Raw genomic sequence first — 22,904 nt, forward strand, 5'->3', positions numbered from 1 at the left:
CCTCGGGGTTGCGGGTTGTGTTGTTGTGTGGGCAATCCATTTTTTTTGTGGGGCGGGGCGGGGGGTCGGGGGGTGGTTTTTTACCTTTAAAAATTCCCCCGCGTCGACCGGGCCCATGAGGCGTCGCGCGGTGTGAAGGAGGGGCGATGTTTCACGTGAAACATCGCCCCTCCTTTATGCGCTAGCCGTCCTTCTCCTTCTCCTTGTCCCTCTCGTCGTCCTTCTTCTCGTCCTTCTTCTCGTCCTTCTTTCCGTCCTTCGTCCTGAGCTTCGCCCAGCGGAAGAGACCCGCCGCGACGGCCGCGTAGACCACCGCCACGCCCAGTACGAGCGGTACCGAGCGCCCGTCCGGCGGAAGCATCAGCGCGGCGACCCCCGCGGCGCCGACGAAGGCGACGTTGAAGAGCACGTCGTAGAGGGAGAAGATGCGCCCCCGGTAGGCGTCGTCCACCGATGTCTGCACCACCGTGTCCGTGGCGATCTTCGCGCCCTGGGTGACCAGACCGAGGACGAACGCGGCGGCGAGCATCGGGGCCGGAGCGAACGGCAGCCCGAGCGCCGGCTCCAGCACGGCCGCCGACCCGGCGCACGTGACCATCCAGCCGAACGAGCCGAGCCGCCCGACCGCCGACGGGGTGACGACGGCCGCCGCGAAGAAGCCCGCTCCCGAGACCAGGAGCGCCACCCCCAGCAGAGCGAGCCCGTCCTCCTCGTCGCTCGTCCAGGCGTAGCGGCACAGCATCAGGACCATCACCGTCAGCGCCCCGTAGCAGAAGCGCATCAGCGTCATCGCGGTGAGAGCGACCGCCGCGTCCCGCCGCTCCGCCAAATGGCGCAGCCCGCTGCGGAGACCGCGTGCGGTCGACGCGACGGCGGCCTTCAGCCGCGGCTGGACCAGCCCCGGATCGGGGCCGAGCAGATCGCGCGCCATGGTGATGGCCGCCAGCGCCGACGACAGATAGAGCAGGGAGGCCAGCAGCACCACGGCGGCGTCCGAGTCGGCGACTAGCAGTCGCACCAGGAAGGCGAGTCCGCCGCCGGCGGTCGCGGCGAGCGTGCCGGCCGTCGGGGAGAGGGAGTTGGCGAGGACCAGGTGCTCGTCCTCGACGACGCGTGGCAGCGCGGCCGAGAGCCCGGCGAGTACGAACCGGTTGACCGCCGTGACGGCGAGCGCGGAGGCGTAGAAGAGCCAGTCCGGCAGCGAGGTGAGGATCAGTACGGCGGTGCAGGCGGCCAGGAGGGCCCGCAGCACGTTCCCGTACAGGATGATCTGGCGCCGCCGCCAGCGGTCGAGCAGCACCCCCGCGAACGGGCCGATGACCGAGTAGGGCAGCAGCAGCACGGCCATCGCCGACGCGATGGCGCCTGGGGTGGTCTGCTTCTCGGGGGAGAACACGACGTGCGCGGCGAGCGCGACCTGGAAGACCCCGTCGGCCCCCTGCGACAGCAGACGCACGGTCAGCAGACGGCGGAAGTCGCGCAGACGCAGGAGCACGCGCAGATCGCGTACGACAGACATGTGGATCAGCGTCACACACGATGCCCGTGCCACACGCGAGGGGTCCCCGGGCAGTCTGCCCCGGGGACCCCTCGGCGGTACGTGTACGGGGGAGTCCGCCCTCCCCCTTCCGTGCTAGCGCTCGACGTCGCCGCGGATGAACTTCTCCACGTTCTCGCGGGCCTCGTCGTCGAAGTACTGCACCGGCGGGGACTTCATGAAGTACGAGGACGCGGAGAGGATCGGGCCGCCGATGCCGCGGTCCTTGGCGATCTTCGCGGCGCGCACGGCGTCGATGATGACACCGGCGGAGTTCGGGGAGTCCCAGACCTCCAGCTTGTACTCCAGGTTCAGCGGGACGTCGCCGAAGGCGCGGCCCTCGAGACGGACGTACGCCCACTTGCGGTCGTCCAGCCACGCCACGTAGTCCGAGGGACCGATGTGGACGTTGGAGGCGCCCAGGTCGCGGTCCGGGATCTGCGAGGTGACGGCCTGCGTCTTGGAGATCTTCTTGGACTCCAGGCGCTCGCGCTCCAGCATGTTCTTGAAGTCCATGTTGCCGCCGACGTTCAGCTGCATCGTGCGGTCCAGGACGACACCGCGGTCCTCGAACAGCTTCGCCATCACGCGGTGCGTGATGGTGGCGCCGACCTGGGACTTGATGTCGTCACCGACGATCGGGACACCGGCCTCGGTGAACTTGTCCGCCCACTCCTTGGTGCCGGCGATGAAGACCGGGAGGGCGTTGACGAAGGCGACCTTGGCGTCGATGGCGCACTGCGCGTAGAACTTCGCCGCGGCCTCGGAGCCGACGGGCAGGTAGCAGACCAGGACGTCGACCTGCCTGTCCTTGAGGGTCTGGACGATGTCGACCGGGGCCTCGGCGGACTCCTCGATCGTCTCGCGGTAGTACTTGCCCAGACCGTCGAGGGTGTGGCCGCGCTGGACGGTGATGCCCGAGTTCGGGACGTCGCAGATCTTGATGGTGTTGTTCTCGCTGGCACCGATGGCGTCCGCGAGGTCGAGGCCGACCTTCTTGGCGTCGACGTCGAAGGCGGCGACGAACTCCACGTCCCGCACGTGATATTCGCCGAACTGAACGTGCATCAGGCCGGGCACCTTGCCGGCCGGATCGGCGTCCTTGTAGAACTCGACGCCCTGCACCAGCGAGGCGGCACAGTTGCCCACGCCGACAATGGCTACGCGAACGGAACCCATCCTGGTTGCTCCCTGTGTGTGATCTCAATGTTGCGATGAAGCCCCGCGCTGATGCGGAACCTCATGGGGTGGTGTCCACGGACGGATCCGGCCGGCCGGGGTCTTCCGGAGGCGAACCTCCGGAAGACCCCGGGGACCGGGGCAGGCCGTCCGTGTCTCCCGTTGTGTTGCTGTTGGTCCTGTCGCTCGACGCACCGCCCGCCGCGCTGTCCTGCTGGGCGGCGGTGCCGTCCGGGCCGGGTCGTCGCTGATCCCGTCCCGCGCGCTCGCTCTCGATCAGCTCGTTGAGCCAGCGCACTTCGCGCTCCACGGATTCCATTCCGTGCCGCTGAAGTTCGAGCGTGTAGTCGTCGAGGCGTTCGCGGGTCCTGGCCAGGGAGGCGCTCATCTTCTCCAGCCGCTCCTCCAGCCGGCTGCGGCGGCCCTCCAGCACGCGCATCCGGACCTCGCGCTCCGTCTGTCCGAAGAAGGCGAAGCGGGCGGCGAAGTGCTCGTCCTCCCAGGCATCGGGGCCCGTCTGCGAGAGCAGCTCCTCGAAGTGCTCCTTGCCGTCCGCCGTGAGCCGGTAGACGATCTTGGCCCGTCGGCCCGCGAGTGACGCGGCGAGCGCCTCGTCGGGCGCGCTGCCGGGCTCCTCGATCAACCAGCCGTTGGCGACCAGCGTCTTCAGGCAGGGATAGAGCGTCCCGTAGCTGAAGGCGCGGAAGATCCCCAGCGAGGTGTTGAGCCGCTTGCGCAGCTCGTACCCGTGCATCGGGGACTCGCGCAGCAGACCCAGGACGGCGAACTCGAGGATGCCCGAGCGTCTGCTCACTGGCCGCCTCCTCCGCCGTCCTGACCGCTTATGCCGTCCCGATGTATCGACTCGATACATCGGGACGATAGAACACCGATGCTGATGGGACAAGGGGGGCCATGGTGAACGGCGTCACATCATCAATTCACAGCGAGTAACTTGCCTGGTTTGGGGTGAAGTTCAGATCTCGGAGGGGTTTGACCCTGCGTAGTCTGTGCGGCATGCAGACCACCGGGAACCGCGTGACGTGTGAGAGCGTCGTCGTTCTGGATGCATGCGGGATGAGCCCGACGGCGGGTACATCCGTATTCATCTCGGGGGGACCGGAACTCAACTGCCGCTTCCAGGCGCCCGCGCCTGCCCGAGGAGTAGTCGTTCGATGAGTGAGCACCGTCGCAAACAGCCACAGCCGCAAGGTGGCCAGGGTGGCGGACGAGCCGCGGCCAGGCGCGCCGCACAGCGGCCTTCGGGCCGCCGCGCGGACCCCTCCCGTGGAGTCCCCACGGCCTCCCACTCAGACTCCTACGAACCGGAGCCCTCCTACGGAGGACGCGCCGAGGCACGTAAGGCGGCCCAGCGGGGCCGCCGACGCGCAGCGGAAGGCGGCGCCGGGGCGGGAGGCCACGGCGGGGGCCGCCGTGGCGGTGGGCCCGGAGGTCCCGGAGGTCCCGGAGGTCCCGGTGGCGCAGGCCGAGGGCGTGGAGGGCGGCCGGGCAAGAAGCGGCTGATCGACTACCCGCGCCACGACAAGTACGGCTGGCAGCGCTGGGTACCGTCCTGGAAGCTCGTGACCGGCCTCTTCATCGCCTTCATGGGCGGTCTGATGGCCGCCGGCACGCTCGCCTACGCCATGGTCGAGGTGCCGAAGGAGAACCTGGCGTCCAAGGCGCAGAACAACGTCTACCTCTGGGACGACGGAACGCCGATGGTCGCCACCGGCGGTGAGGTCAACCGGCAGATCGTCGGGATCGAGCAGATCCCCGAAGAGATGCAGAACGCCGTGATCTCGGCGGAGAACAAGACGTTCAGAAAAGACGCGGGCGTCGACCCGATGGGCATCGGCCGGGCCGTGTTCAACATGGCCAGGGGTGGTCAGACGCAGGGTGGCTCGACCATCACCCAGCAGTTCGTCAAGAACGCCATGCTCAACCAGGAGCAGACCTTCAAGCGCAAGTTCGAGGAGCTGTTCATCTCGATCAAGGTCGGGGCCGACCTGGACAAGAACGAGATCATGGCGGGGTACCTCAACACCTCCTACTACGGACGTGGCGCCTACGGCATCCAGGCGGCGGCCCGTACGTACTACAACAAGGACGCCAAGGACCTCGACGCCAGCCAGTGCGCCTTCCTGGCGACGCTGCTGAAGGGCGCGACGTACTACGACCCCAACGGCAACCCGTCGATCGACAAGAACGCCAGCGCCAAGAAGAACACCGAGCGCGCCCAGAAGCGCTGGGCGTGGATCCTCGACGAGATGGTCAAGGACGGCCATCTCGGCGCGCAGGAGCGGGCGACGTACAAAGAGTTCCCGATGCCGGGGCCGCCGAAGAAGAACGCGCAGCTCAGCGGTCAGATCGGCTACCTGGTGGACCTCGCCAAGGCCTACTTCATCAACAACAACGACAGGGGCATCACGGCCGACGACCTGGCCAAGGGCGGCTTCGAGATCAAGACGACCTTCAACAAGGACAAGGTCAAGGCGCTCAACAAGGCCGTCACCGACGTCTACAAGGCGAACATCGATCCGAAGAAGCGCCCGGAGAAGGACACCCACGTCCAGTTCGGCGGCGCTTCGGTGGAGCCGGCGACCGGCAAGATCGTCGCCATCTACGGCGGCCAGGACGCCACCAAGCACTTCACCAACAACGCCGACCAGACCGGTGCCCAGGTCGGATCGACCTTCAAGCCGTTCGTGCTGGCCGCGGCGATGCGTGACGGTGTCCGCGACCCCGACCTCGGGCCGGAACAGGGCAGCGAGTCACGCACACCGGTGTCGCCGGACAAGAGCGAGTACAACGGCGAGAACAAGCTCAAGATCAAGGACTACAACGGCCAGGTCTGGACCAACGAGGAAGGGAAGGAGTGGCTCCAGCGCAACGACGGTGACGAGGACTACGAGGACATCAACCTGCGTGAGGCCATGAAGGTCTCGGCCAACTCCCCCTTCGTCCAGCTCGGCATGGACGTCGGCATTCCGCAGGTCAGGCAGTCGGCCGTGGACGCGGGACTGCTGGCGGACAGCCTCCCGGGCGGCAGCAACCCCTCGTTCTCCATCGGTATCTCCGACCCCAGCGCCATCCGCATGGCCGGCGCGTACGCCACGTTCGCCGACAACGGCACGCAGCGTGATCCGTACTCCGTCCAGGAGGTCAAGGAGAAGGGCGTCGTCGTCTTCAAGTACGACAAGAAGCCCAAGGCCAACTTCCCCGCCGACATCGCGCACAACGTGACGGACGTCCTGAAGTCCGTGGTCATGGAGAAGGGCGGCACGGGCACCTCGGCGCAGCTGCCGGACGGCCGCGAGGTCGCGGGCAAGACCGGTACCACCGACGGCAACAAGTCGGCCTGGTTCGTGGGCTACACCCCGCAGCTCTCCACCGCCATCGACATGTACCGGCTGGACGACAACGCGGCGAACAAGAACCGCAAGTTCCTGGAGATGTTTGGCACGGGCGGCCAGGAGAAGATTCACGGTGCGTCGTTCCCGGCCGACATCTGGCGGGAGTACATGACGGTGGCGATGAAGGGCGAGAAGCTCCTGACGTTCCCGGAGCCCGAGCCCGTCGGTGAGGCCGTGTACGGCGGCGGTGTGGAGTCCCCGCTGCCCAGCCCGAGCAACACGCCGTCGGAGTCGCCGTCGGAGTCGCCCTCCGAGTCCCCGTCGGACTCCCCCTCGCCGACGATCAGCGAGTCCGAGTCCTGTGAGCAGCCGAACGGCTGTGAGGACGGCGGTCCGGGCGGCCCGGGCGGTCCCGGCGGTGAGGATCCCGGCGGAGTGATCGGAGAACCGGGCACCTCGTCCAGCAGCCCACCACCGGGTGAGGGAGACGACGAGGGCGGCGATACCGAGGGAGACGACGAAGGCTTCATCCGAGGCCAACAGGGCTAGGGCCCTCCCGGCCGGTCGAAGCCGACAGGGCCGCGCTCCCCGAAGGCTCCCAGGAGCAGCAGGAAGGCCGTCGTACCAGCGCCGTACACAGACCGTGTACGGCCGGGTGCGGCGGCCTTCGCCGTGCCACAGCGGCGTACGGCAGGATGGTCGCCATGCCGAGCACAGAAGACACCACGGTGCCCAAGGACCGTCCGGTCGTACCGCCCACCCGGCGGGACCGGATCGCCGCGTCCGGCAGTGAGCTGATCGGCGGCCCCATCGGCCGCTGGGCCTGGTACGGCGGCAGCCGGCTCACCCCGGTGCGGGTGGTCGCTCTCGTGGCGATCGGGATGTTCGCGCTCGGCATGGTGCAGAAGATGCCCTGTTACGAGTGGGCCTGGTTCCGGGGCGCCAGCTCGCAGTACACGCACGCCTGCTACTCGGACATCCCGCACCTCTTCCTCGGGCGCGGTTTCGCCGACGATCTGGTGCCGTACTTCGACCGGCTGGGCGGCGACATGGAGTATCTGGAGTACCCGGTCCTGACCGGTCTGTTCATGGAGGTCGCCTCCTGGCTCACCCCCGGCGGCGGCTCGATACAGCACCGCGAGCAGATGTACTGGATGGTCAACGCCGGGATGCTGATGATCTGCGCGGCGGTCATCGCCGTCTGCGTCGCGCGCACCCACCGGCACCGCCCCTGGGACGCCCTGCTCCTCGCCCTCGCGCCCGCCTTCGCGCTCACCGCCACCATCAACTGGGATCTGCTGGCCGTCGCGCTCCTGGCGGCCGGGATGCTCATGTGGTCGCGCGGCCGGGCGCTGGCCTTCGGCATCCTCATCGGCCTCGCGACGGCGGCCAAGCTCTATCCCGTACTGGTGCTGGGGCCGCTGCTGCTCCTGTGCTGGCGCGCGGGGCGGCTGCGGGAGTTCGGGGTCGCGCTGGGCGGTACGGCCGCCTCGTGGCTGCTGGTGAACCTGCCGGTGATGCTGCTCGCTCCGGAGGGGTGGAAGAAGTTCTACACCTTCAGCCAGGAGCGGCAGGTCGACTTCGGATCGTTCTGGCTGATCATCACACAGCGCACGGGCCAGTCCCTGGAGGTCGAGACCGTCAACAGCTGGTCGATGGCGCTGATGGTCCTGGCGTGCGCGGGCATCGCGGCGCTGGCGCTGACGGCGCCGAGGCGGCCCCGGTTCGCGCAGCTCGCCTTCCTGGTCGTCGCCGCCTTCATCCTGACCAACAAGGTCTACTCGCCGCAGTACGTGCTGTGGCTGGTCCCGCTCGCCGCGCTGGCCCGGCCGAGGTGGCGCGACTTCCTGATCTGGCAGGCCTGCGAGGTCATGTACTTCCTGGGCATCTGGATGTACCTCGCGTACACGACGAGCGGGGACGCCCACAAGGGGCTGCCGACCGAGGGCTACCAACTGGCCATCGCGCTGCACCTGCTGGGGACGCTGTACCTGTGCGCCGTCGTCGTACGGGACATCCTGCTGCCGGAGCGCGACGGGGTACGGCGCGACGGTTCGGACGACCCGTCGGGCGGGGTGCTGGACGGGGCGCGGGACGTGTTCGTGCTCGGGCAGGCCGCCAGGCCGCAGGCGCCGGTGGCGCACACGGTGGAGGCGTCGCAGCGCGTGTCGTGGGGGGTACGGCCGCCGGGAGCCGCCTGAGGCGCGGGCTCCGGCGGCCGGCCGGGCGGTGCGTCGGGCCCGCGGCTGCCTCTAGCGGTCCACGAGCCGGTCGAACTGCGTCGTCGTGTGACGCAGATGCGCCACCAGCTCGTCGCCCACCTTGGGCTCCTGCGCGTCCGCCGGGACGAAGAGGATCGACACCTGCATGTGCGGCGGCTCGGCGAACCAGCGCTGCTTGCCCGACCAGACGAACGGCGAGAGGTTGCGGTTGACCGTCGCCAGGCCCGCCCGCGCCACACCCTTGGCACGCGGCATGACGCCGTGCAGCGCCTTGGGGGCCTCAAGACCGACTCCGTGCGACGTGCCGCCCGCGACGACCACCAGCCAGCCCTCGGAGGCGGTCTTCTGCTGGCGGTAGCCGAACCGGTCGCCCTTGACGACGGGCGTCACGTCCAGCACGGCGCCCCGGTACTCGGTCGCGTCGTGGTCGCCCAGCCACAGGCGCGTACCGATGCGCGCGCGGAACCGGGTCTGCGGGAACTGGCGCTGGAGCCGGGCCAGTTCCTCGGCGCGCAGATGGCTGACGAACATGGTGTGCAGGGGGAGCCGGGCCGCGCGCAGCCGGTCCATCCAGCCGATGACCTCCTCGACCGCGTCCGACCCGTCGGTGCGGTCGAGCGGGAGGTGCAGGGCGAAGCCTTCGAGGCGTACGTCCTCGATGGCCGCGTGGAGCTGGTTGAGTTCCTGCTCGCGGACGCCGTGGCGCTTCATGGAGCTCATGCACTCGATGACGACGCGGGCGCCGACCAGGGCGAAGACGCCGTCGACGGAGGAGACGGAGCGGATGACGCGGTCGGGCAGCGGTACGGGCTCCTCGCCGCGCCGGAAGGGGGTCAGGACCAGCAGGTCGCCGCTGAACCAGTCCTTGATGCGGGCGGCTTCGTAGATGGTGCCGACCGCGAGGATGTCGGACTCGAAGCGGGTGGTCTCCTCGGAGAGCCGCTCGTGACCGAAGCCGTAGCCATTGCCCTTGCAGACCGGGACAAGGCCCGGGAACTGGTCAATGACCGACTTCTGGTGCGCCCGCCAGCGCGCGGTGTCGACGTAGAGGGAGAGCGCCATGCCGGTCCGGAACCTTTCTCTCGGCTGCGGTGTATGAAGGATATGAACGTTCTTGAGGGCCTTGGGGGCCTTACGCAATTATTGGGCGCGCTGGTGCGGTTGACCGGTGTCCGGCACCGCAGCGTGCTGACCACCGGCACCCCGCCGCCCAGGGAGCCGGGCTCAGCGGCGAGACATGTACATGTCGAGAGCCTTGTGGAGCAGCTTGTTGAGCGGGAAGTCCCACTCACCCACGTACTCGACGGCCTCGCCACCCGTGCCCACCTTGAACTGGATGAGACCGAAGAGGTGATCGGTCTCGTCGAGGGAGTCGGAGATGCCGCGCAGGTCGTAGACGGTGGCGCCCATCGCATAGGCGTCGCGGAGCATCCGCCACTGCATCGCGTTCGACGGCCGGACCTCCCGCTTGTGGTTGGCCGACGCCCCGTAGGAGTACCAGACGTGGCCGCCCACGATGAGCATCGTCGCGGCGGCGACGTTCTCCCCCTCGTGCCGGGCGAAGTAGAGACGCATGCGGTTGGGGTCCTCGGAGTTGAGGACGGTCCACATCCGCTGGAAGTAGGAGAGCGGCCGGGGCCTGAAGTGGTCGCGCTCGGCCGTGATCTCGTACAGCCGCTGCCACTCCTCCAGGTCGTTGTAGCCGGCCTGGACGACCTCGACGCCCGCCTTCTCCGCCTTCTTGATGTTGCGCCGCCACAGCTGGTTGAAGCCCTTGAGGACATCGTCCAGGGACCGGTTGGCCAGCGGCACCTGGAAGACGTAGCGGGGCTGTACGTCCCCGAATCCCGCCCCGCCGTCCTCGCCCTGCTGCCAGCCCATCTTGCGCAGCCGGTCGGCCACTTCGAAGGCGCGCGGCTCGATGTGGGTGGCCTCGACATCACGCAGCCGCTTGACGTCCTGGTCCTGGATCCCGGACTTGATGGCCCCCGCGTCCCAGCGGCGGATCACCACGGGCGGACCCATCTTCACGGAGAACGCGCCCTGGTGCTTCAGATGGGCCAGCATCGGCTGGAGCCAGTCGCTCAGGTTCGGGGCGTACCAGTTGATGACCGGGCCCTCGGGCAGATACGCGAGATACCGCTTGATCTTGGGCAGTTGGCGGTAGAGCACCAGGCCGGCGCCGACCAACTGGCCGTCCCTGTCGAACCAGCCCAGGCTCTCCGAGCGCCACTCCGTCTTCACGTCCGCCCACGCGGGGACCTGGCAGTGGCTGGCCGCGGGCAGACTCTGGATGTACGCCAGATGCTGCTCGCGACTGATGGTGCTCAGCGTCAGGGTCATGCGGGGCGCTCCTCGCAGATGTGTCCCCATGGAGTAGGGGGGGCTCCGGCTCTCGCGCCGAAGCCTACTTGCCGATGGAGCGCCCCGGCTGGCCACGGGGCGGAGCGGACCCCGGGCCCGGGGCCCGGGAGGGGCTAGCCGATCACTCCGCCGAAGAGGCCGCCGTGCGCCATGCCGAGGTAGAAGCCGACCCCCGCGGAGCCCAGGCCCATGAGCGTCGCGAACCGCTCGTGTGTCGTCCTGGAGATGAACTGGCTGTACAAGCCGGTGAGGATGCCGATGAGCCCTGCCCAGGAGCTGAGCAGGTGCAGGTTGTGGAACATCGAGGAGATGAACGCGAGGACGCCCAGGACCGCGGTCACCCAGAGCAGGGTGTCCTGGAGGGGATGGGGCCGATGATCGGTGGCGAAGAGAGAACCGGTCGCATGGGTCGCACCGGTCGATTTGGGTTGCATTGCCTGTGCCATGGGGCACCTCCTGGCGCCTTGCCGGAAGCGGCGCATCGTGACGCCGCACACACCCGATGTGTCCAGAGTGCGTCCGTACCCGGCCGGATTTCAACCGGAAGCCGGTCTGCGGGTAGTCTGTACGGTCTGCACCGGTGTCTGCCCAGGCCAGAACGCGATCTTCGCTCGACGAGCGGGATTGTCAGTGGCGGCCGATACCGTTGCTCACGCATCACGACCCTCCTGCCACGGAACGACCGTGGCCGCTGAGTCCAAAGGAGGTGGGTTCCACATGCGTCACTACGAGGTGATGGTCATCCTCGACCCCGATCTCGAGGAGCGAGCAGTCTCCCCGCTGATCGAGAACTTCCTCTCCGTCGTCCGTGAGGGCGAAGGAAAGGTCGAGAAGGTCGACACCTGGGGCCGTCGTCGTCTCTCTTACGAGATCAAGAAGAAGCCCGAGGGCATCTACTCGGTCATCGATCTGCAGGCCGAGCCCGCGATCGTCAAGGAGCTCGACCGACAGATGAACCTGAACGAGTCGGTCCTCCGGACCAAGGTCCTCCGTCCCGAGACCCACTGAGCTCTTAGCTCAACGGTCGTCGGGTCCGAGTAGCAGCCAAGCAGCAAGAAGCAATCCCCGCCGAGAGGTTCACCCAATGGCAGGCGAGACCGTCATCACGGTCGTCGGCAATCTCGTCGACGACCCCGAGCTGCGCTTCACCCCGTCCGGTGCGGCGGTCGCGAAGTTCCGTGTCGCGTCCACTCCCCGCATCTTCGACAGGCAGACCAACGAGTGGAAGGACGGCGAAGGCCTGTTCCTCACCTGCTCGGTCTGGCGTCAGGCGGCGGAGAATGTCGCCGAGTCGCTCCAGCGGGGCATGCGCGTCGTCGTGCAGGGCCGGCTGAAGCAGCGGTCCTACGAGGACCGCGAGGGCGTCAAGCGCACGGTCTACGAGCTGGACGTCGAGGAAGTCGGCCCCAGCCTGAAGACGGCCACGGCCAAGGTCACCAAGACCACGGGTCGCGGCGCCCAGGGCGGTTACGGCGGTGGCGGCGGTCAGCAGCAGGGCGGTGGCGGCAGCTGGGGCGGCGGTCCCGGTGGTGGCCAGCAGGGCGGCGGCGGAGCACCCGCCGACGACCCCTGGGCGACCAGCGCACCGGCCGGCGGCCAGCAGCAGCCGCAGGGTGGCGGGGGCAGCGGAGGCAGCTGGGGCGGAAGCTCCGGCGGTTCCGGCGGCGGCTACTCGGACGAGCCGCCCTTCTAGGGCAGCTCGCTCCCACTTTCTTGATCACACAGGAGAAACACCATGGCGAAGCCGCCTGTGCGCAAGCCTAAGAAGAAGGTCTGCGCGTTCTGCAAGGACAAGACCCAGTACGTGGACTACAAGGACACGAACATGCTGCGGAAGTTCATTTCCGACCGTGGCAAGATCCGTGCCCGCCGCGTCACCGGCAACTGCACGCAGCACCAGCGTGACGTCGCCACGGCCGTCAAGAACAGCCGTGAGATGGCGCTGCTGCCCTACACGTCCACCGCGCGATAAGGGGAGGGTGACCTAATCATGAAGATCATCCTCACTCAAGAGGTCTCCGGCCTCGGTACCGCCGGCGACGTCGTCGACGTCAAGAACGGGTACGCCCGTAACTACCTGGTCCCGCGTGGTTTCGCGATCCGCTGGACCAAGGGTGGCGAGAAGGACGTCGAGCAGATTCGTCGTGCTCGCAAGATCCACGAGATCGCCACCATCGAGCAGGCCAACGAGATCAAGGCCCGCATCGAGGGCGTGAAGGTGCGTCTGGCCGTTCGCTCCGGCGACGCCGGCCGTCTCTTCGGCTCCGTCACCCCGGCCGACCTCGCTTCGGCGATCAAGTCCGCCGGTGGTCCGGAGGTCGACAAGCGCCGTATCGAGCTCGGTTCGCCGATCAAGACCCTGGGCTCGCACCAGGTGTCCGTGCGTCTGCACCCCGAGGTCGCCGCGAAGTTCGGCGTCGAGGTCGTGCCCGCCTAGGGTTCCGGCCGACATGGTTCACCGGGTCCGCCCGGTGGCCGGCAGAGACAGTGAGAGGGCCGCACCCCAGCCGGGGGTGCGGCCCTCTCGTTTCACGTGAAACCAGGGCGGGCCATGGAGCGCCTCCCCGGTCCGACCCGCACGGATCCACCTGGCCCGCGCGCCGGCCGCTCCCGTCAGCGGGTGGCGCCCGTGATCAGCCAGCGGCCGGAGCGGGTGCGTAGCCAAAGCGTCAGCATGCGGACGGCCATCATGAGCGTCATCGCCCACCACAGGGCGGTGAGACCGCCTCCGAACACCGGCACCAGCAGGGCGGCCGGGGCGAAGACCGCCAGTGTCACGACCATCGCCTTCGCCAGATACGGGCCGTCGCCCGCTCCCATCAGCACACCGTCCAGGACGAAGACGATGCCCGCGATCGGCTGGGTGACCGCCACCACCAGAAGCGCCGGCAGCAGCGTGTCCCGGACCACCTGGTCGCCGGTGAAGAGGGGGATGAACAAGGGGCGCGCCAGCACGATAAGTACCCCCAGCCCCACACCGGAGACCACGCCCCAGCGCACCATGCGACGGCAGACGTCCTTGGCGCCCCGGGGATCGTTCGCCCCCAGATACCGGCCGATGATCGCCTGCCCGGCTATCGCGATGGCGTCGAGCGCGAAGGACATCAGATTCCACAGGGACAGGATGATCTGGTGTGCGGCGACATCGGCGTCCCCGAGGCGGGCGGCGACGGCGGTGGCGATCATCAGGACCGCGCGCAGGGAGAGCGTACGGACGAGAAGAGGGACGCCGGCCTGGGCGCTCGCGCGTATGCCCGCGGAGTCGGGCCGCAGCGAGGCGCCGTGGCGGCGGGCCCCTCGTACGACCACCACCAGATAGGCGGTCGCCATGCCGAGCTGGGCGATGACCGTGCCCCAGGCGGAACCGGCGATGCCGAGACCGGCGCCGTAGACGAGGGCCACGTTGAGGACGGCGTTGGCGGCGAAGCCGCCGATGGCGACGTACAGCGGGGTCCGGGTGTCCTGGAGACCGCGCAGAACGCCCGTGGCCGCCAGCACGACCAGCATGGCGGGGATGCCGAAGCTGGATATGCGCAGATAGGTGATCGCGTACGGGGCGGCGGTGTCCGAGGCGCCGAAGATGTCGACGAGCCAGGGCGCCAGGGGGAGGGTGATCGCGATGACGGCGGCGCCCAGCAGCAGGGCGAGCCAGATGCCGTCCATCCCCTGCCGGATGGCCGCCTGGAGATCACCCGCGCCGACGCGGCGGGCGACGGCGGCGGTCGTGGCGTAGGCGAGGAAGACGAAAACGCTCACGGCGGTGGTCAGCAGGGCCGCCGCGATCGCCAGACCGGCGAGCTGCGGGGTGCCGAGATGGCCGACGATCGCGCTGTCGACCATCAGGAAGAGGGGCTCGGCGACGAGGGCGCCGAAAGCGGGCACGGCGAGGGCGAGAATCTCACGGTCGTGGCCTCGCCGGGCGGCCTTGGACGGGCCGTTTCGCGAGTCGTCCTTCCGCGAGCGGCCGATGGGTGAACGGCCGTTCGGCCCGCCGTCCGGCGCGCTGTCGGATCCGGTGCGGGGGGCGTCGTCGGAGCGGCTGTCGGAGCCGCTGTTCGGTCCGGACCCGGGTGCCGTGGGGACCTGTGTCATGCGGTCAATCTAATCTTCCACAGGTAAGAGATGCAATGCGCCTGTGATCCTTACCATTCGGCAAGACCGGGGCGCTGCTGTGCGCCGTTTGCTCTGATCTTGGACCAGCTTGAAAAGTTTTTCTCCCCCACAGCCGGTGGACGGAGAAAGTCCAGGTCAGGGTGGGTGCGACAGTCGGGCGGCGAGGTTGTCCACAGTGCTGTCCCCCGGTCCGTGCACAGGTTCACCGGGGTTCTCCACAGCATATGGTCCTTCGTCCACATGGCCTGTGGATAACCAGATTGGCGGACGGTCCCCGCGGGCCTACCGTGGACCGACGTCCGACGCGCCGGAACCGGAGTCAGGCCACTCGATTTGTCAGTGTCGTGCCGTAGAAAGAGTGGCACGGCGAGGTCCGCTGGGCGGACGGGAGGAGGTGGCCGGATGAGCATCCCCGAGCCATTGGACGACCCCTGGACCGAAGCCGGGCCGAGCGATCGTCTGCCCGTCTCCCGCCCGCGCCGGGGTGAGACGCGGGGCCGCGAGGAGCAGCACGAGCGCGGCAGGGACAACGCGGCGTGGGACGGCGGATCGCCGGGCTTCGAGCGGGTGCCTCCCCAGGACCTGGACGCCGAGCAGTCCGTCCTCGGCGGGATGCTCCTCTCCAAGGACGCGATCGCCGATGTCGTGGAGACCATCAAGGGCCATGACTTCTACCGCCCGGCGCACGAGACCGTCTTCCAGGCGATCCTCGACCTGTACGCGAAGGGGGAGCCGGCCGACCCCATCACGGTGGCCGCCGAGCTGACCAGGCGCGGTGAGATCACCCGGGTCGGCGGGGCGTCGTATCTGCACACACTGGTCCAGTCGGTGCCGACGGCGGCGAACGCGTCGTACTACGCGGAGATCGTGCACGAGCGCGCGGTGCTGCGCCGTCTCGTCGAGGCCGGCACGAAGATCACGCAGATGGGATACGCGGCGGACGGCGACGTCGACGAGATCGTCAACTCCGCCCAGGCCGAGATCTACGCGGTCACCGAGCAGCGCACCAGCGAGGACTATCTGCCCCTCGGCGACATCATGGAGGGCGCGCTCGACGAGATCGAGGCGATCGGTTCGCGCAGCGGTGAGATGACCGGGGTGCCCACGGGGTTCACCGACTTCGACTCGCTCACCAACGGGCTGCACCCGGGCCAGATGATCGTCATCGCGGCCCGTCCCGCCATGGGTAAGGCCCTGGCCCTGGACACCCCCCTGCCCACCCCCACCGGCTGGACCACGATGGGAGAGGTGCGGCAGGGCGACCTCCTCCTCGACGCGACGGGCCGGCCGACTCGGGTGGTGGCCGCGACGGACATCATGCGCGACCGCCCCTGCTACGAGATCACCTTCGACGACGGGTCGAGCGTCGTCGCCGACGCCGACCACCAGTGGGTCACGGACACCGAGGACTCGGGCGTAGTCGCCTCGGTCAGGACCACCAAGGAGATCGCCGAGACCCTTCGCGCCGTCACGTCCGACGGGCGCATGAAGCACTCCGTACGGACGACGGCACCGCTCGAACTGCCCGAGTGTGATCTCCCCGTCCCTCCCTACACGCTGGGCACGCGGCTCGGCGGCGGGGGCGGCGACCACATCCCCCAGGAGTATCTACGCGCCTCCGTCGCGCAGCGTCGGGCGCTCCTCGCCGGCCTTCTCGACACGCACTTCGGGGACGGCACGCACGGCACTGACGGCAGGGACGGCACGGTGACCGGCTCCGGGTCGGTGCGGCTCGCCGTCGCGAATCGCGCGCTCGCCGAGGGCATCGGTGAGCTGGTGCTGAGCCTCGGCCACCGGTGCGAGGCGTCGACCGAGCGGGTCGAGACCGAAGAACACCCGGAATCCTCCGTCACGCGCTACCGGATCAGTTTCGAGACCGCCGACGAGCGGGACCGGAGCGGCCCGGGAGCAGCGGAGCCGGAGCGGCGTTTCATCACGGAGGTCCGGGAGGTCGGGAGCGTCCCGGTCCGCTGCGTCCAGGTGGACAACCCCGCGCACCTGTATCTCGCGACCCGTTCGATGATTCCCACCCACAACAGCACGCTCGCCCTGGACTTCGCACGCGCGGCCTCCATCAAGAACAACCTGCCGAGCGTCATCTTCTCGCTGGAGATGGGCCGCAACGAGATCGCCATGCGTCTGCTCTCGGCCGAAGCACGGGTGGCGCTGCACCATATGCGTTCCGGCACGATGACCGACGAGGACTGGACGCGACTGGCCCGGCGGATGCCGGACGTCTCACAGGCACCGCTGTACATCGACGACTCGCCGAACCTGTCGATGATGGAGATCCGCGCGAAGTGCCGACGGCTCAAGCAGCGCAACGGACTGAAGCTGGTGGTCATCGACTACCTCCAGCTGATGCAGTCCGGCGGCTCGAAGCGCGCGGAGAGCCGCCAGCAGGAGGTCTCGGACATGTCGCGAAACCTCAAACTGCTGGCGAAGGAGCTGGAGTTGCCGGTGATCGCGCTCTCCCAGCTGAACCGTGGCCCCGAGCAGCGTACGGACAAGAAGCCGATGGTCTCCGACCTGCGCGAGTCGGGCTCGATCGAACAGGACGCGGACATGGTGGTGCTGCTGCACCGCGAGGACGCGTACGAGAAGGAGTCCCCACGCGCGGGCGAGGCGGACCTGATCGTGGCAAAGCACCGCAACGGCCCGACGGCGACGATCACGGTGGCGTTCCAGGGCCACTACTCCCGCTTCGTGGACATGGCACAGACCTGAGCGAGTGAGTGGCCGGCCCGTCTCCCGGGCCGGTGGTGTCTTGGAGAGCTGTCCGTGGGCAGTGCGCGCGCATAGGGTGGGCCGATGGCGTCGGTCAAGCAGTTCCAGGTCACCTTCGACTGTGCGGAGCCCGAGCGCGTCGCGCGTTTCTGGTGCGAGGTGCTGGGGTACGTCGTGCCGCCGCCTCCTCAGGGGTTCGGTACGTGGGGTGATTTCGATCGGTCCCTGCCGGCCGAGAGTCGGGGAGGGGCGTTCGCGTGTGTCGATCCCTCCGGTGTGGGTCCGCGGCTCTTCTTTCAGCGGGTGCCCGAAGGCAGGGTCGTCAAGAACCGGGTTCACCTCGATGTGCGGGCCGGTACCGGGCTCGTCGGTGAGGAGCGTCTTGCCGCGCTCGAGGCCGAGTGCACGCGACTGGTCGCGCTCGGTGCGGTACGGGTGCAACTGCTCGTTGCTGACGGTGTCAACGAGTCCTGCATCGCGATGCAGGACATCGAGGGCAACGAGTTCTGCCTCGACTGAGGGGCAGCCGCCGGACAAGCCCTAGTCGCTGCCCCCGCCCCCTCCTCCACCGCCGCCGCAACTGAAGCCGCCGGGTTCCGAGGACGAGTCCGAGCCCGGGTCGTAGTCGTAGTTGTCGTCGTGGTCCGGTTCGGTCGCCCTGCCCATCCGAATCAGGGTCCGTCCCAGGCCCGACGGGAGCGACGTGCCCGCGACGATGCGGCGCAGGCGTCGGTCCGGGTGCGCGCCCGGGCCTTCCAAGACATACGCGGGGAGCGCCGCCTCCTCCCTGGCCGCCGCCAACTGCCGCCTGCCCGCCGGGGTGAGCCGGTGCCGGCTCCGGGCGACGAGGCCGAGGGCGATCAGTTCACGCTTGAGCGCGGCGACCTCCGGTCCGCCGCGCACGGCGTCCGCGACGACCGTCAGGCTCCTCCCGCGCGGGCAGGCGGCGAGGACCGCCCGTTCGACGGGGTGCGTGGCGAGGCTGTCGTCCTCCCGGACCGCGCGCACGCGGGGGCCCACGATCGTGACCGCCCCCCGGTCGCGCAGTGCGAAGAGCGCCGCTTCCAGGACACGTTGGGGTCCACCTGCCAGGTAGGCCACTTCGTACGTTTCGAGTCGCCGTTCGGCCGCCGAGACGCGCCGCCAGATCATGGTCCGCACAGGAGCCCCCGTCCCTGATGTCGTCTTTCGCCAGTATGACGGCGATGCCCGGAACGAGCCCTGGCGCGGCGGCAGTTCAGAGGAAGACTTGAGGTACGGCCGCGGGGGCGCCTGGGGGACGGCCGGGCTCAGGCCGAGGGCCGGTACATCAGCCGTCGTAGCAGGGCCTCGGCGGGCCCCCGGCGCCCGGCTCGTTCCAGGGCGTACGCCCCGGCCACCGTGATCAGCCAGACGCCGACCGCGACGAGCGCCATCGTCGCGCTGGTCAGGTGCTCGCCCAGTCCGAGCCCCCACGCCGCCAGCAGCGGGGCGAAGAGGAGCGAGTGCGTGAGGTAGCAGGAGAGCGAGCGTCTTCCGACCGCGGACACCGCCTCGACGGCCCGGGCGCCCCGGCGGGCCGGTCTCCGTGTCCACCAGTGCGCGAACAGGGCGACAGCGGCGATGTAGCCCAGCCCGGCCGCGTTGCCGGTGATCTCCCTGACCGTGAAGAGGATGCCGGAATCGCTCTGCGCGTCGTCCGGGACGGTGATCGCGCCGATGTGCGCCAGCGCGGCGGGCAGCCCGCCGAGCCAGCTGGCCGAGATGCCGATGACGGCGGTGCCGCGCAGCAGCCGCAGATGCCGCCCCGGCTCCTCCAGGATGCGGCGCCGTGCCGCCCAGAAGCCGAGCAGGAAGATGACGTAGGCGCCGCCGACCAGGGTCGCGGGGGCGGCGACGAAGGTGACGAACAGTCCGGTGGCCGCGCGGGTGCCGGCGGCGGCCAGCCAGTCCGGCTCGTCCGCCGCGTACGCGTCAGCGCCCGGCTCCGTGCCGGCGTCCCCCACGGCGCCGAGGTCGCCCTGGAGCAGTACCGCCACGACCGGCTGGGCGGCGGTGATCGCCATGACCGTCGTCCCGATCCAGATCCACCACATGAGCGCGCGGTCGCCGCGCCTGAGGAAGAGCCAGCCGAGGGCGAGGCTCAACAGGCCGTAGAAGCCGACGATGTCGCCCGCCATCAGCAGGGTGGCGTGCAGAAGGCCGATGGCGATCAGCAGGAGGCTGCGTCTGCGCAGGATTTTCACGATGTCGCGCTCGGCGGTGCCCGAAGCCTTCTGGCGCAGGAACAGCTGGGTCATCCCATAGCCGAAGAGAAACGCGAAGAGCGGATAGATCCGCAGGTCAAGGGTGGTGATCATGCCGAACTGCACGGCCCGGTCGAGCCGTCCCCCGTCCACGGGCTGCCAGCCCGACGGCCCGTACCGCGCCGACCACAGATGGAACGCGGTGTTCGACAGCACGATGAAGAGCAGCATGAGCCCGCGCGCGAGGTCGGGGGCGAGCGCCCGCTCGGAAGCCCGTACGGCTCCGCGTCCCGACGCGGTCCCGGCCCCGGCGTCGGCCACGCTGTCTTTCGTCGTCTCGGCTGTCATGCCTCAACGCTAGGAACGGGGCCCGGAACCGGTAACCCGCCTTCTGTAGGGCCCTGTCAGTCCAAGGTATGCGTCTCGGCCGACCCGGCCGACCCTCGGTCTCTCCCCGGCCGACGAAAGTTCCCGCGCCCCGGCTGCCGCGCGGACACACCCCGGCCCGGCCGAAATGCGGTCGACGCCGCCGGGCCCTACCGATAGATGTGGACCATGACCTCACCCTTCGAAGATCTCCTCCCCGGTACGCGACGGGCCCTGCTGCACCGCGTCGCCACCGCGCAGTCGGAGGGCCGCGCGCCCTCGCTCGTGGGCGCGGTCGCGCGCGACGGCCGGACCCTCTGGTCGGCCGGGCGCAGCTGTGTGGACGGCCATGAGCCCGACGCCGACACCCAGTACCGGATCGGCTCCATCACGAAGTGCTTCACGGCCGTACTGGTGCTACGGCTCCGGGACGAGGGGCTGCTCGATCTGGCGGATCCGCTGGAGAAGCATCTTCCGGGCACCGGGGTCGGTACGGTCACCATCGCCCAACTGCTCGGTCATGGCGCCGGGTTGGCGGCCGAGGCGCCGGCCCCCTGGTGGGAGCGGACTCCGGGCACCACGCGCCCGGAGCTGGCCGACGTCCTCGGCGAGCACCCCGTACTGCACCCCGCCGGCCGACTGCACCACTACTCCAACCCCGGCTACACCCTGCTCGGTTCGCTGATCGAGGCGCTGCGCGGCGCGCCGTGGGGGGAGGTGCTCCGGCGGGAGGTCCTGGAGCCGCTGGGGCTGCGCCGTACGACCACGGAGCCCGTCGCCCCGGCGGCCGGTGGCTGGGCCGTGCACCCCTGGGCGGACGCGATTCTGCCCGAGCCCGCCGAGGATCTGGGTCTGATGGCCCCCGCGGGCCAGCTCTGGTCGACGGCCGAGGACCTCTGCCGCTTCGGGGCGTTCCTCGCCGAGGGCGACGACCGTGTCCTCGGCGCCGCGTCCCTGCGGGAGGCCCGGACGCCCGCCACGCCGCCCGAGGGCGGGGAGTGGGACGGCGGTTACGGGCTCGGTGTGCAGCTCGTCCGTCGCGGGGGCCGTACGCTCGTCGGCCACACCGGCTCCCTGCCGGGCTTCGTCGCCGCGCTCTGGGTGAGTGTCGATGACGGGCTGGTCGCCGTCACCCTCGCCAACGCCACCTCGGGACCGCTCACCGGCGCTGTCGCCGCCGATCTCATCGGCATCGTGGCGGACGCGGAGCCCCGTATCCCCGAGCCATGGCGGCCCTTGCCCGAGATCGACCAGGCGCTGCTGGAGCTCACGGGCCCCTGGTACTGGGGCGCCGCCCCCTTCGTCCTGCGTCTCATGGCGGACGGCGGCCTGGACTTCAGGCCGCTGCGCGCGGCCGGCCGCCGCTCCCGGTTCGAGGCCCTGGCGGACGGGACATGGAAGGGGCTCGACGGTTACTACACGGGGGAGACGCTGCGGGTCGTCCGGCGTCCGGACGGCCAGGTCAGCCATCTCGACCTGGGCTCCTTCGTCTACACCCGTGAGCCGTACGAGCCGGGCGACGCGGTGCCCGGCGGTGTGGACGGGGAGGGCTGGCGCGGCCTGTGATGTTTCACGTGAAACCGGACGAGCCAGACAAGGCCCCCAGGACTCGTCCTAGGCGCCGGACTCCAGGCTCAGCTTCAGTCCGACATGGGAGGCGGTGAAGCCGAGCCGCTCGTAGAAGCGCAGGGCGTCCGTACGCGACGCGTCGGACGTCAGCTGCACCAACTGACAGCCCTGGCGGCCGGATTCGTCGATGGCCCACTGGATCAGCTGAGTGCCGAGGCCGGAGCCCCGCTCGTCGGAGTGCACCCGTACGCCCTCGATGACCGAGCGTGTGGTGCCCCGACGGGAGATACCGGCGATGATCGTCAGTTGCAGCGTCCCGACGACTCGTCCGTCGCGCTCGGCCACGACCTGGTACTGGTTCGGGTCGTCGGCGAGCCGCTCGAACGCCTTGAGATACGGGGTCATGTCGTCCGGCGACTCCCGTGCCGCGCCGAGCCGGTCATCGGCGAGCATGGCGACGATCGCCGGCAGGTCCCCGGCGTCGGCCGGCCGTATGTGCAGATCTGAGTGCGGGTCCGAGCGCGGGCCGGAGCGCGGGTCGAGGGGCGCATCGGGATGTGCGTCGGAACCCGGAGCCGTGTGCTGGTCACTGTGCTGGTCGGTCATGGATCGCAGATTACGCCGGTGCCGACCGCGTGGGCATACGCAGCCCTTCCACCGCTCTGACCAGCGGCGCGAGCTCGGGATTCATGGCAGCCGCGTCGAGCGCCTCGCGCAGCGCGGTGTCGTTCGTCGGCCGCGCCTCGGCCAGCAGCCGAAGACCCGACTCGCTGACGTCGGTGTAGATCCCGCGCCGGTCGGTGGGGCAGAGATAGCGCGTGAGCAGCCCACGGTCCTCAAGGCGGGTGACCAGCCGGGTGGTCGCGCTCTGGCTGAGGACCACGGCGTTGGCGACCTGTCTCATCTGGAGATGACCTCCTTCGCCGTCGTGCTGACGGCTGAGGACGTCGAGCAGCGAGTACTCGCGGACGCTGAGGTCGTGCCCGCTCTGGAGAGCCCGCTCGATGTGCGACTCGATCCTGCTGTGCAGCAGGGAGAGGGCCACCCAGCCCTGGGCGAGGGCGGTGATCGCGGGGTCGCTGGCAGTCATGTCGTCGTCTTCCTGCGTCGTCTTCCTGCGCGGTCTCCGCCGTCTCCGCCCTCTCTCCGGCGGATCCGTCGACCGGAGCTTCCTCGGCCCAGGGTAGTGCACGTCTGCAATATAGCGCGCTTGCAATTAAACGGCGCCTGCAAGTATTGTCCACGC

20 protein-coding genes are annotated in these 22,904 nt (G+C 69.3%); 9 read left to right on the forward strand and 11 right to left on the reverse strand.

Annotated features, from left to right (window positions below):
• Positions 1–181 precede the first annotated feature (181 nt).
• The 3 genes from ACFWU9_RS28275 to ACFWU9_RS28285 form a co-directional block, all read right to left on the reverse strand.
• On the reverse strand, positions 182–1,519 hold the full coding sequence (locus ACFWU9_RS28275) for an MFS transporter (protein ID WP_384323304.1): 1,338 nt from the start codon (positions 1,517–1,519) through the stop codon (positions 182–184).
• A 114-nt stretch (positions 1,520–1,633) separates the two neighbouring features.
• A complete protein-coding gene (locus tag ACFWU9_RS28280; RefSeq protein ID WP_384323306.1) occupies positions 1,634–2,716 on the reverse strand; it encodes an inositol-3-phosphate synthase in 1,083 nt (360 codons plus the stop codon).
• A gap of 61 nt (positions 2,717–2,777) precedes the next feature.
• Positions 2,778–3,530 carry a PadR family transcriptional regulator gene (locus tag ACFWU9_RS28285; protein WP_384323308.1) on the reverse strand — a complete coding sequence of 251 codons (753 nt, stop codon included), beginning with the start codon at positions 3,528–3,530 and terminating at the stop codon, positions 2,778–2,780.
• Positions 3,531–3,891: 361 nt separating this feature from the next.
• Between ACFWU9_RS28285 and ACFWU9_RS28290 the strand changes: the two genes are divergently transcribed.
• Both ACFWU9_RS28290 and ACFWU9_RS28295 read left to right on the forward strand, forming a co-directional pair.
• Positions 3,892–6,621 carry a transglycosylase domain-containing protein gene (locus ACFWU9_RS28290; protein WP_384323310.1) on the forward strand — a complete coding sequence of 910 codons (2,730 nt, stop codon included), beginning with the start codon at positions 3,892–3,894 and terminating at the stop codon, positions 6,619–6,621.
• 155 nt (positions 6,622–6,776) lie between these two features.
• Positions 6,777–8,273, forward strand: a complete 1,497-nt coding sequence (locus ACFWU9_RS28295; RefSeq protein WP_384323312.1) for a glycosyltransferase family 87 protein — start codon at positions 6,777–6,779, stop codon at positions 8,271–8,273.
• A 51-nt stretch (positions 8,274–8,324) separates the two neighbouring features.
• Here the strand turns inward: ACFWU9_RS28295 and ACFWU9_RS28300 are convergent, their stop codons facing one another.
• The 3 genes from ACFWU9_RS28300 to ACFWU9_RS28310 form a co-directional block, all read right to left on the reverse strand.
• On the reverse strand, positions 8,325–9,356 hold the full coding sequence (locus tag ACFWU9_RS28300) for an alanine racemase (RefSeq protein WP_384323314.1): 1,032 nt from the start codon (positions 9,354–9,356) through the stop codon (positions 8,325–8,327).
• 162 nt (positions 9,357–9,518) lie between these two features.
• Positions 9,519–10,637 (reverse strand): lipid II:glycine glycyltransferase FemX, encoded by a 1,119-nt coding sequence (locus ACFWU9_RS28305; RefSeq protein WP_384323316.1) that lies wholly within the window; start codon positions 10,635–10,637, stop codon positions 9,519–9,521.
• A gap of 134 nt (positions 10,638–10,771) precedes the next feature.
• Positions 10,772–11,104: a hypothetical protein gene (locus tag ACFWU9_RS28310; RefSeq protein WP_384323318.1), complete on the reverse strand. Its 333-nt coding sequence runs from the start codon at positions 11,102–11,104 to the stop codon at positions 10,772–10,774.
• 271 nt (positions 11,105–11,375) lie between these two features.
• Here ACFWU9_RS28310 and rpsF point away from each other — a divergent pair, with 271 nt between their 5' ends.
• From rpsF to rplI, 4 genes are all read left to right on the forward strand, one after another.
• On the forward strand, positions 11,376–11,666 hold the full coding sequence (gene rpsF, locus ACFWU9_RS28315; RefSeq protein ID WP_069626054.1) for a 30S ribosomal protein S6: 291 nt from the start codon (positions 11,376–11,378) through the stop codon (positions 11,664–11,666).
• A gap of 76 nt (positions 11,667–11,742) precedes the next feature.
• The gene (locus tag ACFWU9_RS28320) at positions 11,743–12,351 is read left to right on the forward strand and encodes a single-stranded DNA-binding protein (RefSeq protein ID WP_384323320.1); all 609 of its coding nucleotides are present in this window, start codon (positions 11,743–11,745) and stop codon (positions 12,349–12,351) included.
• 42 nt (positions 12,352–12,393) lie between these two features.
• Positions 12,394–12,630: a 30S ribosomal protein S18 gene (gene rpsR / locus ACFWU9_RS28325; RefSeq protein WP_003967857.1), complete on the forward strand. Its 237-nt coding sequence runs from the start codon at positions 12,394–12,396 to the stop codon at positions 12,628–12,630.
• An 18-nt stretch (positions 12,631–12,648) separates the two neighbouring features.
• Positions 12,649–13,095: a 50S ribosomal protein L9 gene (gene rplI, locus ACFWU9_RS28330; protein WP_384323322.1), complete on the forward strand. Its 447-nt coding sequence runs from the start codon at positions 12,649–12,651 to the stop codon at positions 13,093–13,095.
• A 176-nt stretch (positions 13,096–13,271) separates the two neighbouring features.
• On the opposite strand, the gene ACFWU9_RS28335 is transcribed toward rplI, so the two are convergent.
• Positions 13,272–14,750: an MATE family efflux transporter gene (locus ACFWU9_RS28335; RefSeq protein WP_384323324.1), complete on the reverse strand. Its 1,479-nt coding sequence runs from the start codon at positions 14,748–14,750 to the stop codon at positions 13,272–13,274.
• A gap of 423 nt (positions 14,751–15,173) precedes the next feature.
• On the opposite strand from ACFWU9_RS28335, the gene dnaB reads away from it, so the two are divergent.
• Both dnaB and ACFWU9_RS28345 read left to right on the forward strand, forming a co-directional pair.
• Positions 15,174–17,498, forward strand: coding sequence for a replicative DNA helicase (gene dnaB / locus ACFWU9_RS28340; RefSeq protein ID WP_384323326.1), 2,325 nt, complete (start codon positions 15,174–15,176; stop codon positions 17,496–17,498).
• Between the two features lie 84 nt (positions 17,499–17,582).
• Positions 17,583–18,017: a VOC family protein gene (locus ACFWU9_RS28345; RefSeq protein ID WP_384323328.1), complete on the forward strand. Its 435-nt coding sequence runs from the start codon at positions 17,583–17,585 to the stop codon at positions 18,015–18,017.
• Positions 18,018–18,038: 21 nt separating this feature from the next.
• Here the strand turns inward: ACFWU9_RS28345 and ACFWU9_RS28350 are convergent, their stop codons facing one another.
• The gene (locus ACFWU9_RS28350) at positions 18,039–18,650 is read right to left on the reverse strand and encodes a TIGR04222 domain-containing membrane protein (protein WP_384323329.1); all 612 of its coding nucleotides are present in this window, start codon (positions 18,648–18,650) and stop codon (positions 18,039–18,041) included.
• Positions 18,651–18,787: 137 nt separating this feature from the next.
• Complete coding sequence (locus ACFWU9_RS28355; RefSeq protein ID WP_384323331.1) at positions 18,788–20,071, reverse strand: DUF418 domain-containing protein; 1,284 nt, start codon at positions 20,069–20,071, stop codon at positions 18,788–18,790.
• A gap of 207 nt (positions 20,072–20,278) precedes the next feature.
• On the opposite strand from ACFWU9_RS28355, the gene ACFWU9_RS28360 reads away from it, so the two are divergent.
• Complete coding sequence (locus tag ACFWU9_RS28360; RefSeq protein WP_384323333.1) at positions 20,279–21,655, forward strand: serine hydrolase domain-containing protein; 1,377 nt, start codon at positions 20,279–20,281, stop codon at positions 21,653–21,655.
• Positions 21,656–21,703: 48 nt separating this feature from the next.
• Here the strand turns inward: ACFWU9_RS28360 and ACFWU9_RS28365 are convergent, their stop codons facing one another.
• Both ACFWU9_RS28365 and ACFWU9_RS28370 read right to left on the reverse strand, forming a co-directional pair.
• Positions 21,704–22,111: a GNAT family N-acetyltransferase gene (locus tag ACFWU9_RS28365; protein WP_384323433.1), complete on the reverse strand. Its 408-nt coding sequence runs from the start codon at positions 22,109–22,111 to the stop codon at positions 21,704–21,706.
• A 163-nt stretch (positions 22,112–22,274) separates the two neighbouring features.
• The gene (locus tag ACFWU9_RS28370; protein WP_384323336.1) at positions 22,275–22,748 is read right to left on the reverse strand and encodes a MarR family winged helix-turn-helix transcriptional regulator; all 474 of its coding nucleotides are present in this window, start codon (positions 22,746–22,748) and stop codon (positions 22,275–22,277) included.
• Between the last annotated feature and the right edge of the window lie 156 nt (positions 22,749–22,904).

Source organism: Streptomyces sp. NPDC058653, from assembly GCF_042716895.1.
Taxonomy (GTDB): domain Bacteria; phylum Actinomycetota; class Actinomycetes; order Streptomycetales; family Streptomycetaceae; genus Streptomyces.